Source organism: Brevundimonas vesicularis, from assembly GCF_044807075.1.
Lineage (GTDB): Bacteria > Pseudomonadota > Alphaproteobacteria > Caulobacterales > Caulobacteraceae > Brevundimonas > Brevundimonas vesicularis_G.
The window spans coordinates 540,989-554,532 of sequence record NZ_CP085234.1 but is presented as its reverse complement, the minus strand read 5'-3'; the positions used below and the strand labels follow the sequence as shown (position 1 = coordinate 554,532).

10 protein-coding genes, 1 tRNA gene and 2 rRNA genes are annotated in these 13,544 nt (G+C 59.7%); 11 read left to right on the top strand and 2 right to left on the bottom strand.

From position 1 onward, the window contains the following. Positions 1-181 precede the first annotated feature (181 nt). From LG306_RS02660 to LG306_RS02630, 7 genes are all read left to right on the top strand, one after another. Positions 182-2,960 (top strand): 23S ribosomal RNA (locus LG306_RS02660). 87 nt (positions 2,961-3,047) lie between these two features. Beyond that, a 5S ribosomal RNA gene (rrf, locus tag LG306_RS02655) occupies positions 3,048-3,162 on the top strand. Positions 3,163-3,249: 87 nt separating this feature from the next. After that, positions 3,250-3,326: transfer RNA gene (locus LG306_RS02650), tRNA-Met, on the top strand. Positions 3,327-3,767: 441 nt separating this feature from the next. Further along, positions 3,768-4,957, top strand: a protein-coding gene (locus LG306_RS02645) for an IS3 family transposase (RefSeq protein WP_404413560.1) whose coding sequence is annotated in 2 segments (ribosomal slippage) — positions 3,768-4,020 and positions 4,020-4,957 — 1,191 coding nt in all. Because the reading frame shifts where the segments join, the coding sequence is not laid out codon by codon here. A gap of 554 nt (positions 4,958-5,511) precedes the next feature. Next, on the top strand, positions 5,512-5,751 hold the full coding sequence (locus tag LG306_RS02640) for a recombinase family protein (protein ID WP_404417975.1): 240 nt from the start codon (positions 5,512-5,514) through the stop codon (positions 5,749-5,751). 198 nt (positions 5,752-5,949) lie between these two features. Further along, entirely contained in the window at positions 5,950-6,153 is a 204-nt protein-coding gene (locus LG306_RS02635; RefSeq protein WP_404417972.1) for a hypothetical protein, read from the top strand. Positions 6,154-6,182: 29 nt separating this feature from the next. Continuing rightward, positions 6,183-8,240, top strand: a complete 2,058-nt coding sequence (locus tag LG306_RS02630) for a recombinase family protein (protein ID WP_404417969.1) — start codon at positions 6,183-6,185, stop codon at positions 8,238-8,240. Here the strand turns inward: LG306_RS02630 and LG306_RS02625 are convergent. Further along, positions 8,146-8,733 (bottom strand): hypothetical protein, encoded by a 588-nt coding sequence (locus LG306_RS02625; RefSeq protein ID WP_404417966.1) that lies wholly within the window; start codon positions 8,731-8,733, stop codon positions 8,146-8,148. The genes LG306_RS02630 and LG306_RS02625 overlap by 95 nt on opposite strands. A 497-nt stretch (positions 8,734-9,230) precedes the next feature. Here LG306_RS02625 and LG306_RS02620 point away from each other — a divergent pair, with 497 nt between their 5' ends. The 4 genes from LG306_RS02620 (at position 9,231) to LG306_RS02605 (ending at position 12,451) form a co-directional block, all read left to right on the top strand. Next, on the top strand, positions 9,231-9,464 hold the full coding sequence (locus LG306_RS02620) for a hypothetical protein (RefSeq protein ID WP_404417963.1): 234 nt from the start codon (positions 9,231-9,233) through the stop codon (positions 9,462-9,464). A 270-nt stretch (positions 9,465-9,734) separates the two neighbouring features. Beyond that, the gene (locus LG306_RS02615; RefSeq protein WP_404417960.1) at positions 9,735-10,145 is read left to right on the top strand and encodes a flagellar biosynthesis repressor FlbT; all 411 of its coding nucleotides are present in this window, start codon (positions 9,735-9,737) and stop codon (positions 10,143-10,145) included. 180 nt (positions 10,146-10,325) lie between these two features. Further along, positions 10,326-11,138: a flagellin gene (locus tag LG306_RS02610; RefSeq protein WP_404417957.1), complete on the top strand. Its 813-nt coding sequence runs from the start codon at positions 10,326-10,328 to the stop codon at positions 11,136-11,138. Positions 11,139-11,629: 491 nt separating this feature from the next. Further along, positions 11,630-12,451 (top strand): flagellin, encoded by an 822-nt coding sequence (locus LG306_RS02605; RefSeq protein ID WP_404417954.1) that lies wholly within the window; start codon positions 11,630-11,632, stop codon positions 12,449-12,451. Between the two features lie 259 nt (positions 12,452-12,710). On the opposite strand, the gene LG306_RS02600 is transcribed toward LG306_RS02605, so the two are convergent. Continuing rightward, positions 12,711-13,220 (bottom strand): DUF922 domain-containing protein, encoded by a 510-nt coding sequence (locus LG306_RS02600; RefSeq protein WP_404417952.1) that lies wholly within the window; start codon positions 13,218-13,220, stop codon positions 12,711-12,713. Positions 13,221-13,544 lie beyond the last annotated feature (324 nt).

Here is a 13,544-nt window from a genome sequence, read left to right as displayed (position 1 = left end):
AAGAATTGCCCGTCGGCGCTCGCCGGCTGGCATTGATATCGTAAAGGAAGAACGTGACCGGCTCCCCTGAGCTTTGAGGTCTTGTTCGAGAAGAAGACATTGTCTGACAAAAATCAGGCTTGGTCCCCCGGCATCTTTCCAGTCGGGCGGAATAAACCAAGCATGAGTTTTGCTGAGAAACGATCAAACGTTGAAGGGCTTCTGACGGATGCCTTGGCGTAGAGAGGCGATGAAGGACGTGGCAAGCTGCGATAAGAACCGGGGAGGCGCTAGCACCCTTTGATCCGGTTATTTCCGAATGGGGAAACCCACCTTTACAGTCTTCCAACTCTGCTCTTCGGGGCAGCGATTGGCGGATTGTTGAAAGGTATAATGAGCTGAATATATAGGCTTCATTAAGCGAACCCGGGGAACTGAAACATCTCAGTACCCGGAGGAAAGGACATCAACCGAGACTCCCGTAGTAGTGGCGAGCGAACCGGGACCAGGCCAGTGCTCTTGTGAAATAAAGACGAACGATCTGGAAAGGTCGGCCATAGTGGGTGAAAGCCCCGTAGTCATCAAACAGCAAGAGACTCGAGTAGGGCGGGACACGTGAAATCCTGTCTGAACATGGGGGGACCACCCTCCAAGCCTAAGTACTCCTCTACGACCGATAGTGAACAAGTACCGTGAGGGAAAGGTGAAAAGCACCCCGACAAGGGGAGTGAAACAGATCCTGAAATCGGAAGCCTACAAGCAGTCGGAGCCGCCAAGCGCGGTGACGGCGTACCTTTTGTATAATGGGTCAGCGACTTCATGTGTCGAGCAAGCTTAAGCCGTTAGGTGTAGGCGCAGCGAAAGCGAGTCTGAATAGGGCGCTAAGTTCGACGTATGACGACCCGAAACCAGGTGATCTATCCATGAGCAGGTTGAAGGTTGGGTAACACCAACTGGAGGACCGAACCCGTGAATGTTGAAAAATTCTGGGATGACTTGTGGATAGGGGTGAAAGGCCAATCAAACCTGGACATAGCTGGTTCTCCGCGAAATCTATTTAGGTAGAGCGTCCGACGAATTCCTTGGGGGGTAGAGCACTGGATGGTTGCGGGCTGCGCGAGCGGTACCAATACTAACCAAACTCCGAATACCCAAGAGAACTATCGGGCAGACACACGGCGGGTGCTAACGTCCGTCGTGAAAAGGGAAACAACCCTAACCATCATCTAAGGCCCCCAAGTCACGGCTAAGTGGGAAACGATGTGGGATTGCTTTGACAATCAGGAGGTTGGCTTAGAAGCAGCCATCCTTTAAAGAAAGCGTAACAGCTCACTGATCAAGCGATCCTGCGCGGAAAATGTAACGGGGCTCAAGCCGTGCGCCGAAGATATGGGTTTGCAGTTTACTGCAAGCGGTAGCGGAGCGTTCCGTAGGCCGGTGAAGGTCAGGCGTGAGCCTGGCTGGAGGTATCGGAAGTGAGAATGCTGACATGAGTAACGATAAGAGTGTGAGAGACACTCTCGCCGAAAGACCAAGGGTTCCTGCGTAAAGCTAATCTGCGCAGGGTTAGTCGGCCCCTAAGGCGAGGCTGAAAAGCGTAGTCGATGGGAAGCAGGTAAATATTCCTGCACCAGCTGGAAGTGACGGATGGCTTAACTCGTACCCACTTATTGGATTGTGTGTGCGGGGGCGTTGTCCCAGGAAATAACTCCAGCAGAGACCGTACCCGAAACCGACACAGGTGGTCAGGTAGAGCATACCAAGGCGTTTGAGAGAACTATGCTGAAGGAACTCGGCAAATTGCACGCGTAACTTCGGAATAAGCGTGACTCACCTTGCGCAAGCAGGACTGAGTGGCACAAGCCAGGGGGTAGCGACTGTTTAGCAAAAACACAGGGCTCTGCGAAGCAGCAATGCGACGTATAGGGTCTGACGCCTGCCCGGTGCCTGAAGGTTAAAGGGAGATGTGAAAGCGTCGAACTGAAGCCCAGGTAAACGGCGGCCGTAACTATAACGGTCCTAAGGTAGCGAAATTCCTTGTCGGGTAAGTTCCGACCTGCACGAATGGCGTAACGACTTCCCCACTGTCTCCAGCATAGGCTCAGTGAAATTGAATTCCCCGTGAAGATGCGGGGTTCCCGCGGTCAGACGGAAAGACCCTATGAACCTTTACTATAGCTTCGCCTTGGCGTTAGCGACCGTATGTGTAGGATAGGTGGGAGACTATGAAACCGGGGCGCCAGCTCTGGTGGAGTCGTCCTTGAAATACCACCCTTACTGTCGTTGACGTCTAACCGAGGGCCGTTATCCGGTCCCGGGACATGGCGTGGTGGGTAGTTTGACTGGGGCGGTCGCCTCCTAAAGTGTAACGGAGGCGCGCGATGGTGGGCTCAGACCGGTCGGAAATCGGTCGTCGAGTGCAATGGCATAAGCCCGCCTGACTGCGAGACTGACAAGTCGAGCAGAGACGAAAGTCGGCCATAGTGATCCGGTGGTCCCGAGTGGAAGGGCCATCGCTCAACGGATAAAAGGTACTCTAGGGATAACAGGCTGATTTTGCCCAAGAGTCCATATCGACGGCAAAGTTTGGCACCTCGATGTCGGCTCATCACATCCTGGGGCTGGAGCAGGTCCCAAGGGTATGGCTGTTCGCCATTTAAAGTGGTACGTGAGCTGGGTTCAGAACGTCGTGAGACAGTTTGGTCCCTATCTGCCGTGGGTGTTCGAAGCTTGAGAGGATCTGTCCCTAGTACGAGAGGACCGGGATGGACATACCTCTGGTGTACCTGTCATGGCGCCAGCTGTGCAGCAGGGTAGCTAAGTATGGAATAGATAACCGCTGAAAGCATCTAAGCGGGAAACTAACCTCAAAACAAGGCTTCGCTGAGGATCGTGGAAGACTACCACGTTGATAGGCCAGGTGTGGAAGTGGGGCGACCCATGAAGCTTACTGGTACTAATAATCCGATCGGTTTGATCGTTTCTCAGCAAAACTCATTCGATGATTGCTCCTTGACCAGAGCAATCTCAGACAATGTCTTCTCATCATCCGCTGTCCCCCTGGTTGACCTGGTGGCTATGTCGGAGGTTCCCCACCCGATCCCATTCCGAACTCGGTCGTTAAGCCCTCCAGAGCCAATGGTACTTCGTCTCAAGGCGCGGGAGAGTAGGTCGCCGCCGGGTCTACCAGGCGGACAGCCGATGATGAACAACAACCGCAATCGCGGTCCTTCTCGATCCGTTCTTCCTTCTCGATACACTACCGTTTGCCGCGGGATGGAGCAGCCCGGTAGCTCGTCAGGCTCATAACCTGAAGGTCGTAGGTTCAAATCCTACTCCCGCACCCAACTTCATAGTATTTTCGCCGTCTTGGTTCACCAGGGCGGCGATTTTGCCTCGTACGGTCAGACTAAACTTACCCCGCTCTTCCAACGGCGTGACCACGACGGTTCCAATCAACTTGCGCACCAAGTCCCGTGCTTCAGTCGCTGCCTCGCTGTCGCTGCGAGCCAAGGCGCGCTCCAGCGAGTCCACGACGGTCCGGTAATGCTCGGCCACGCGAGGATGCAGGGCGACGACCGACGCCGCCGGTGCTTGGGCCAGCTCTGATTCAATCTGGCTTCGCCGCGCTTCCAACGCGTCCAGACGATCCTTGACTGCAGCGCCCGTAAGGACGCCATCGGCGATCTGGTCGACCAAGCGTTCGGCGCGGCGCTTCACCTCTTGACGTGACCCCCTTAAACTCCTCCAGGAATAGCTAGAGTCCGCCCCTCGAAAGGACGGACAGAATGAAGCGATCACGGTTCACGGAAGAGCAGATCATCGGGATCCTGCGCGAGCAGGAGGCCGGCGTTCCGGTGGCGGACCTGTGCAGGAAGCACGGGCTGAGCTCACCGACCTTCTACAAGTGGAAGGCCAAGTATGGCGGCATGGACGTGTCAGAGGCCCGGCGTCTGAAGGCGCTGGAAGAGGAGAACGCCAAGCTGAAGCGGATGCTGGTGGACTCGATGCTGGACAGCGTCGCGCTGAAGGATCTGCTGGGAAAAAAGTGGTGACGCCCGCTGCGCATCGAGAGGCGGCGGCGCACCTGCAGTCGGCCTACGCGATGAGCGAACGGCGGGCCTGCCGGGTGTTGGGCGTGGATCGGACGAGCGTGCGCTATCAGGCGACGCGACCGGACGACGGCGTCCTGCGGGATCGGCTGAAGGCCCTGGCCCAGGAGCGACGGCGGTTCGGCTATCGCCGCCTGCACGTGATGCTTCGGCGCGAGGGGCATGCGGTCAACAAGAAGCGCGTCCAGCGGATCTATCGCGAGGAGAAGCTGACGGTGCGCCGGCGCGGCGGGCGCAAACGCGCCATAGGCACGCGGCGTCCGCTGGAGATTCCCCTGGTCGCGAACCAGCGCTGGTCGCTGGACTTCGTCTCCGACCAGATGACGGACGGGCGGCGCTTCCGCATCCTGACGGTGATCGACAACTGCACGCGCGAGTGCCTCGGGCTCGTCGCCGACACCTCGCTGTCAGGGCGACGGGTGGCGCGCGAGTTGGACGCCATCATCCTGCGGCGGGGACGCCCGGATACGATCATCAGCGACAACGGCACGGAATATACGTCCAACGCCATCCTGGCCTGGGCCGACGACGCCGGCGTGAGCTGGCATTACATCGCGCCGGGCAAGCCTCAGCAGAACGGCTTCAACGAGAGCTTCAATGGTCGGCTGCGCGACGAGCTGCTGAATGAGACGCTGTTCCGATCGCTGCCGCACGCCCGGGCTGTCCTCGAAACCTGGCGGCGCGACTACAACGAAACCCGGCCTCACTCGAAGCTGGGATGGTTGACGCCGAAGGCCTACGCACAGGCGCTCACCGGACAGAGCGGCCGGTCTGCTGCGCTGGTTGATGGCTGCTCAGACCGGCCTATTGCCAACCCCGCCAACCCCAGTTCAGATCAACCAAGGACTCTCGTTATGGCTGGATGAGAAACGGGGGTCACGTCACTGGTGAAAGCATTTTCGCCGGGCGCGAGAAGGTCGAAAACGGCGCTGATCGGCCTGACTGGAGGGATCAGGATGAGTAGCTCTGATCTGGCATGCCTGATGTTGACCCAGCGAAATTGGGGGGCGACCTGGCCTGGAATGCTTTTTGCTCAGCTTGGAGGCGCGGCTGCGCTGCGCCTGGGCGAAACGCTCCGGACGATCGCTGCACACCCCTTTCCTGACGCTCGCTACCTATTGACCTTCGTGTTGATCGAAGCGCTCCTTTCGTCCCACGGAGACGCTGGCGTCCACAACGCGATTGATCGTGTCTGGAACTGGGTTGTTTGCGACAATTACTGCGAAGTTCAACCAGTTCGGTCCGCTGACGGGCGGATCCTAGGTTTCGACAACGACGCAGGAGATGCGGGCGATTGGGAAGAGCCGGTGGTAAAGGCTGTTCTCCAAACTGATGCCGGACGGCGTGCAGTCGCCTCGAAGAGGTACTCGAGGACGTGATAGCGCACCGCCACAAGATGACAATGCTGGGGGCGGCTGAAGTGGGCAAGTTCGATGCACTGATCATCCAGAACTGTGACCGTCTCTCGCGCAATCGCTGTGACGTAGTCAGCGTGATGGCGCAGTTGGCGGCGTCTGGGATTGAAATCCTCACCGTGGACAACGGGCTGGTCAGTGGTCTGGGCATTACTCGGTTCGCCGGACGCGTCGAATTCGCCCAAGCCAAGGCACCGCAGAAAATGGCCTCCGGTGCTTCGGCGTCTCCAAAGTCGGGAGGGTAAGGTGGGCGGATCTAGCGATAACCCCGAAAAGCCGGCTAGGGATCGGTGCGCTCTCGACATTCTGGCTCAGTCGGCTTGGCCGCAGGCTCACTTGGTCGTTGATGAGCATGGCTGCGTCGTTGGTTTTGAAGACGATGTCTATGATGGTGGCGCTTTGTTTCTGAAGAAGCAGCGACACGCCACTGAGCGGGGTGACACGTGAGGACGCTCGTTGCCCCTTCTGAGCATCCGCAGATCGACGTCAGCGGCTACGACTTGGAAGAAACCCTGGCGAAAGAGCGCCGGCGCCAAGCTGAGGCGCTTGAGGCCGACGACATGAGCGAACTGGATCAGATGTTGGTCCCGCTGGCGATCGCGGTGGCTCGGCTGACGGCTCGCATGCAGATCAGGCAGGGCTCCTGATGCGAGCGCTGCCCGAGCCAGGAAGCCGTGTGGCCTTCTATTCCCGATATTCGACTGCCCTTCAGTCCTACAAATCGATCGAAGGCCAGGAGCGGCTTTGCGCCACCTATGCCGAAAAGCAGGGGTGGGTGGAGGCAGGGCGCTACAGCGATGCTGAGCGTAGCGGCACCACCACCATGGGGCGCCAAGGGCTGTTCCAGATGCTGGCCGCGGCGGATCGGGGAGAGTTTGACGTTCTCCTGGTGGAGGATATCGACCGGGCCAGTCGCGACGCCGCCGACATGCACCGCATCGCCAAAGAACTGGAGGAGTTGGACATCGTCCTGTGCACTGTTGTCGGCGGCGTCGTCACGGACATAGAGTTGGCGTTCAAGTCGGTCCAGCATCAGCAGTTCATCAAGCAGAACGCGGAGAAGTCGAAGCGCGGTCAGGAACTGGCCGTGTCCCAGGGGCGCATGTCCGGCTCTGTCGCTTATGGATATAGAAAAGTCGCGGCGGCCGACGCGCTGGGAAATCCGATCAATGGCCTGCGCGAAAAGCACCCTGACCGTGCCGCCGTGGTCGAGCGCATCCATCGCGACTTTGATGCGGGCAAGACCACCTTCGAAATCTGCAAAGCCTTGAATGTGGAAGGGGAGCCCGCCCCCAAAGGTGGTCTGTGGCGGGTCGGAGCGCTTCTGGGCAACCGGCAGGGCGGCACCGGAATCCTGCGCAACCCTGCCTATGTAGGCGAATATCATTATCGAAAGACCCAGCGGAAACGCCGCAAGAACAAGATGAAGATGCGCTTTACGGCGGAGTCTGAACGCATCATCGTTCAGCACTCCGAACTGCAGATCATCCCCAAGGACCTCTGGGATCGGAACCAGGCTCGTCTCGCCGAGAACTACGACAAGCCCTTCTACGCCAAGCGTAAGGGCGAGTTCGTCTTCACGGGGCGAGTCTTCTGCGGCAAGTGCGGCTGCACCTCTATCGCTTCCGACGGCAAGTACGTCTGCACGGGCCGAAGCCAGAAAGGCGTGTGTGACAATACGCGTCGTGCGCCGCGAATCGCTGTCGAGCAGACCCTGTTCGATCGGCTGCAGAAGCATCTACTGAGCGCGGGTCTCCTGAAGCCCTGCATCGACGCCTACCGCGAGGAAGCGGAACGTGTGCATATCGACTATGAGGCGCGGCGCCAGGGCGACCAATCGCGTCTGCAGGATGTCGATCAGCGTATCGCCAACCTAGTCGCCCAGTTGGGAGGGATGCGGGACACCGGCTATGCCAGTCAGATGTTGGCCGTGGAACTGGACCGTCTGGGCGCGGAGAAGGTTGTCCTGGAGAAGCAGTTGAAGATGCCCAATGTCGCCGCCGTTCCCGTCGAGGATGCTGGGGTCATTGCAGACCGCATTACCGCTACGATGCAAAACCTGCAGGCGGCTTTGCAGGGCGATGACAGGGAGGCCGCTCGTGCGCGCGAGTTGTTGCGCGGCCTGGTGAGCCGGGTGGTGCTGACGCCGACGCCAGGGACGCCAACGGACGGGCGCGGGGCAGGCGACGTCACTGTTACAGCGGAGGGGCCGCTGGCGGCTCTCATCGATCTGGCAGCCATCGACATCAAACGCGTTACGAAGGACGCACCCCGGCCGACGTACAGCCTTGATAACGCGACTGCCGGTTGGCGCTTTTCCTATGTCCTGCCATGGCGCGATCCGCGGCTGGCGACAGTATATGGTGATTTGCCGTTGCTGACCGGTCTGCTTGATCACGCGGACGTGCCGGTGACGATGGCGGCCTTCGCCACGGCTTTGGATAATGCGGTCGCCGTGGGAGGCGAGGAAGGGGCCGCGCAGTCTGGCGCGCAACGCGCTCGCAATGCTGTCGCCTATCTTCAGGCGAAGGCCTTCACGCGCTGCGTCAATCTGAAGACCGAGCACACGGGATATGTGTGGAACGACGAGAGCCTCACCGACGAAGAGTGGAAGGCTCGCGTCACCATGCCGCCGATGATCAAGGTGCTGCCGCCGCTTCGTCTTTCCCCGCCCGAGGCCGTGGTCGTTGTGGTCGGGCAGCTTGGGCCTGCCGATGGTCATCAGCCTGGATGATAGTCGTGGACGACCGTTGTTCGATCACCGGCATGCCTTTGAAGATCGCCGGCGAGGGCGGCGGTCCATCGGTCCAGTGCCAGGTCTCGCGGGTGCGCATCAGTCCCTGCGTGACCTGGGCGGAGACGGCCGGGATGTCGATCGGTGTCGGGGTGTAGGTGCCCGACGGCGCCAGGTTCAATCGGAACCGATACGGGAATCCGCCGAAGCGCACTTCGATCACCATGTCGCCGACCATGCCGTCAGGGATAACGATCTGTTCAGCCAGGATGGCGCCGCCGTGGGCCGTGCCGGGATCGATGGTCGTGGTTTCCAGCATGGTGCGGCCCGGGGTTGAGGTGGTCTGTCGCAAGCGTCGCTGGATATGATCGTGCGAGGCCTGCAACTGCTTCGAGGCGCTCCGGTAGGCGATGTCGTGGTGGCGTGGATGATCCTCCATTTCCTGGAGGGTGATGAAGTACTCCACAGCCGCGTCGGCCCAGGCCAGGTTCATCTCGCGCTGGGCGGTCGTGCGCGCGCTGTGGCGCAGGTAGTCGAAATTCTGAACGCTGTAGGGCTGCCCATCCAGATAGAGACGTACGTCCTCCGCGCCGATGTTGATCGGGTAGCCTGAGGTGTTGAAGGCTCCACCGGGGAGCGCTGCCGCCCCCCCCCCCCCCCCCCGATCTCCCGAGGGGGTGTCGCATTCTTGCGATGCCGACGGCCTCGATCGACTGGTCAGAAGAGGCGTGGCGCTTCAGAGCAGTCGGTTCCGACCCAGGAGACGACGGAACAGGCGGTGCAGCAGTGCGAGCAAGTCGCCCATCGTTCGATCTTTCGCGGGGAAGCGGCGCGAGATCATGGAGCATTTGGCCTAGAAGGCCCGGCGAATACAGCGCCGTCCAGGAGTCTGCAGCCTATGAAGCCCGCCCGGCTCCCTTGTTACGCTCTCAAGCTTGGCTTTGCTCGGCGATGGTGGGACCCATTCCGTCCGTCGAAGAAGCGGTCCCCATGAGCGACAAGGTCGAGCTCGCCGCCGCCTTTGCGGTGATCACCGCGGCCGTCCTCGTGAACTTCCCGCGCCTCACGCGAATGCAGGTCATCCCGATCGGAGTGCTTCTGGGCGTCGCCATCGAGATTGTACAGGGCCTGACCGGTCGCGACGCTTCCGCGTCCGACATTGCGGTCGATGTTGTCGGCATGCTTGTGGTTCTGCTGGCCTGGACCAAGCGGCGGCTGATCTAACCGCCCTTCGTCGAGCGGGTGCTGATCTGCGGTCTCGTCTTCGCAATCTCGCTCGAAGTGGTTCGGAAGAAGGCGGTCGAACTGAACCAACCTGCAGCCTTGGAATGGATGGCGGCACCAGCTAGGCAGACGCTGCGGGTCGCGACGGCGAACACAGCCTTGGCTACGCTCGAGCAGGGACATCACGTTCGTCTGTTTACCACAAGGTGGGATCATGTTTGCCCACCAAGCGAAAGAGGCGGTAGATTCCGCTCCGAAGGGACGTTTATCATGGCTTTGAAGCTCACACTGCGGCCCTCGGAGAAGGTGATGATCAACGGCGTCCTTATGGAGAACATCCATGGTGGGAAGGCGCGGCTCCTCATCACCACGCACGCCTACATTCTCCGGGAGCGAGACATGCTCAACGAGGATGAGGCTTCGAGCCCTGCCACCATCGTCTACTTTCGAGCAATGAAGTTGAGCGGCGGCGATCCGGACGGGGACGTTCAAGATCTCATGGCCGCAGTGTTGGAGTTCAAGAAGGCGCATGCGGGAGATAAGGCGCTCATGGCCGCCTGTGAACTCATTGTTGAGAAGGCGGGCGCCGGCGCCTTCTATGACGCGCTCGTTTCGTGTCGCGCATTGATTGCCTCGGAGACTCCTGACCACCCCATATTAAGGGCGACGGATCGGCAATAAGTGCCGCACCCGGCAGAACCTGCCGGGTGCGGCACAATTTGCCGCCCTCGAAATTCCGGAGTTTACTGAAAATCCGCGGTTTTCTGGGAGCCCTACACTGGCATGAAGAATGCCAGAGGCTGGTTGAGCATAATGCTCGTGGCGGCAAAATGACGCTAAAGATCCAAAAGGAACACAAAGATGGCGAATAGCATCAACACTAACTATGGCGCACAAGTGGCGCTTCAAAACCTCAACGCCACCAATTCGGCGCTGAACACCACCCAAAACCGCGTGAACACCGGTATGAAGGTGTCGTCGGCGAAGGATAATGGCGCCATTTTCGCGATCGCAACCAACCAGCGGGCCGACATGGCGGCGATGGACGCGGTCAAGACCTCCATCCAACGCGGCCAGTCCATCGTCGACGTCGCCTTGGCGGCGGGCGACACCGTTGTCGCCGCGCTCACTGAGATGAAGTCAATCGCTGTTGCGCTCGAAGGCTTTGGCGCGACCCCACCAACAGCAGGCGACAACAAATCGTACGACGCCTACAAGGCCGACTATGATGCGCTAAAGACGGAAGTGACGGACGCGCTGAAGGGCGCAACCTTCGACGGCGTGAACCTGTTCACGGCTGACGCAAGCGGCGCTGATCAGCCGAAGGTTCGCACAGGTCTTACCACTGACAGCACCTTTTCTATTGGCTTTTCAGATGCTTGGGCTGACCTTGACTTAGACGCGATGACGTCACAAGGTGTGCAAGACGCGATCACATCTTTCACTGCCTCGTTGTCCACCCTCGGGACCCAGTCGAAGTCGATGGATCGGCAACTAACCTTCGTCAGCAAGCTGCAGGACTCCCTCGAGACCGGCGTCGGCAACTTGGTGGACGCCGACCTGGCCAAGGAAAGCGCCCTACTGACGGCGTTGCAGACCAAGCAGCAGCTTGGCGTCCAGGCGCTGTCGATCGCGAACTCGTCCAGCCAAATCATGCTGAGCCTGTTCCGCTAAGGATATCCCTAGGAGCGGCGGCCATCGCCGCTCCTTCTTCTTTCAACCTGTTCAAAATCCCACTTGAGCGTAGCTTAAGGAGGCGGTCGTGACATTAGTATTGAATTTAGTAGTGTCAGAGCCCGAAGGGCATTCCCTAGGGGCTGCAAGCGGCGCTGGGCGTCGACCGGAGCAGGGCGTAGATGAAGCGGCGTCCAACGAGGCTGCAGACCGTTCAGGGGTGTCCTCGTCTGGGTTGCGGCTGACAACTGAACCGTCGGACAATGGCGGGTTTGTTTACAGACTGACGGATCCGCTTACCGGAAAGGTGGTGCGAGAACTCCCGCGCCAGACGTTGGCTGAGCAGGCGACAACAGGCCGGTACGTATCAGGTTCTGCCGTGTCGATAGGCGTTTGAGGCTAAGCCAACGAATGCCGTCGGCGACAGCTTTCCGTTAACCATGCGCACACGAATGGAGGGCATTCTGCGGCGATAGCTTAGAAGGTCCTCAATGAGCATTAGCAGCATCAACACGAACACGGGTGCGTTGGTCGCGCTTCAAAACCTAAACGCGACGAACCGCGCGCTTGAGACGACCCAAAATCGCGTCAACACCGGTCTCAAGGTCGCAACCGCCAAGGACAATGGTGCGATCTTCGCGATCGCCACCAATCAACGCGCCGACATGGCTGCCTTGGATGCCGTCAAAACTTCGGTTCAACGGGGGCGATCGGTGTTGGACGTCGCCATGGCGGCGGGCGAGACCGTTGTGGAGGCGCTCAAAGAGATGAAAGCTCTCGCGATCTCAATTGAGGACTTCAACCCTGCGCCCGACGCCGGCACTAATCCATCCTACGACGCCTACGTGGCCGATTACGTCGCGTTGCAGGAAGAGATCACGGAATCGCTGAAAGGAGCGTCGTTCGATACGGTGAACCTCTTTGCTTCCCCCCCGGCTAAGATGACGATCCGGACTGGATTGGATGTCGGCGAGACGCAGGATATCGGCTTCTTTGACAACACTGGAACCGCCAACTGGACTGCTCCGACGCTCACTGCGATGACGTCGGCCGAAGTGCAAACGGCGATCGAGAGTTTTTCATCAAGCATGGCGACGCTGGGGACGCAGTCAAAGTCGCTGGACCGCAAGCTGGTATTCCTCGGCAAGCTGCAAGATTCACTTGAAACGGGTGTTGGCAATCTCGTTGATGCTGACCTCGCCAAGGAAAGCGCGAAGCTGTCGGCGCTGCAGACCAAGCAGCAACTTGGCGTACAGGCCTTGTCTATTGCCAACCAAGCGCCTCAGATGATCTTGTCGCTGTTCAAGGGCTGAGCGAAGCTCTTCGGCGTCGGCCATCTGAGCTCGACGCCTCGTCACCGCCATGATGCAGCGAACATCTGCTTTCGATCGTGTTCCGTCGGGATAGCGCCGCCGTGGATGGAGACGCTCTTGGGCTCGCCATCTCACAGTCGGTGACGTGATGGTGATGACGACCACGCCAGAACAGCTGGTTAGGCGGAGGTCGTCCACACCGTCACGTCAGCTCCTATGCTTCGACGCGAGGTTTGAGCCGCCTTGTCTGCGCTGGCGGTCAGGGAAAGACGGCGCCTTCCGAACGGCCGTGACCGGTACGCTCATCATACTCTCTGTTGGCCGCCAGGATGTTTGATCGCCACCGATCGGAGGCGCGGATCATGTCGCCGCATGAGGATGCTGAACGCATCTCGGCCTGCATCTTCGCTGTGCCCGAGACAACCAGATCGGCATGACTGCGCTCATGAGCCTCCAGGCGCTGCAAGTACCGCGTCCAGGCCTGTTGGAGACGGCCGGCGCGGCGGTGTTCCTGTGTCAGGGTCGGCAAGGTGATCGAGATCACCGGCAGGACGGTCACCGTCGACGGCACGCACTCACCTTGCGCGTCGGTCGCCCAATCGACCTGGAAACGCCACGACGTGACGGCGTCATGTCCAGTGCCAGAGGCGCCGGTCGGCCGGCGCTCGTTGATCAATCGCCGAACATCATCGGGCGTTCGGCCTTCGATCACATATCTGGTCACGCTGACCTGCGCCGGTGCGGATGCGCTTTCCTGAAGATCGGCCACGCTGGCGATCATTGAATCGATACCCCCGTCTTGTCCTTCGCGCAGGTCGAAACCATCCGCCGCGTGCGGCTGAGACGGCCGCCCTGGCGGTGACGCGCATCGACAGACCGTCAGTCAGCGCGCCTACGCGACGATAATCGCCAGAATCCTTACCGTACCGTTTGCATGGTGAGAGCTCGAAATCACAACACGAGACGTTCCGTGCGCGGACATTGTGTCCGGCCTCGATGAAGTGATCCTGTGCCCGCACAGAGCGATGCGGTGGTGGGGCGGCGCGTGGAACTTAAGACCTGCTCTGGCGCGACCGCATAGAGCCGCCCTTCT

Bases quoted from the DNA above. Each gene is read 5' to 3' on its own strand.
- LG306_RS02620 (WP_404417963.1), top strand. From the start codon at position 9,231: ATGAGCGACAAGGTCGAGCTCGCCGCCGCCTTTGCGGTGATCACCGCG.
- LG306_RS02605 (WP_404417954.1), top strand. From the start codon at position 11,630: ATGAGCATTAGCAGCATCAACACGAACACGGGTGCGTTGGTCGCGCTT.
- LG306_RS02610 (WP_404417957.1), top strand. From the start codon at position 10,326: ATGGCGAATAGCATCAACACTAACTATGGCGCACAAGTGGCGCTTCAA.
- LG306_RS02625 (WP_404417966.1), bottom strand. From the start codon at position 8,733: ATGAACCTGGCCTGGGCCGACGCGGCTGTGGAGTACTTCATCACCCTC.
- LG306_RS02615 (WP_404417960.1), top strand. From the start codon at position 9,735: ATGGCTTTGAAGCTCACACTGCGGCCCTCGGAGAAGGTGATGATCAAC.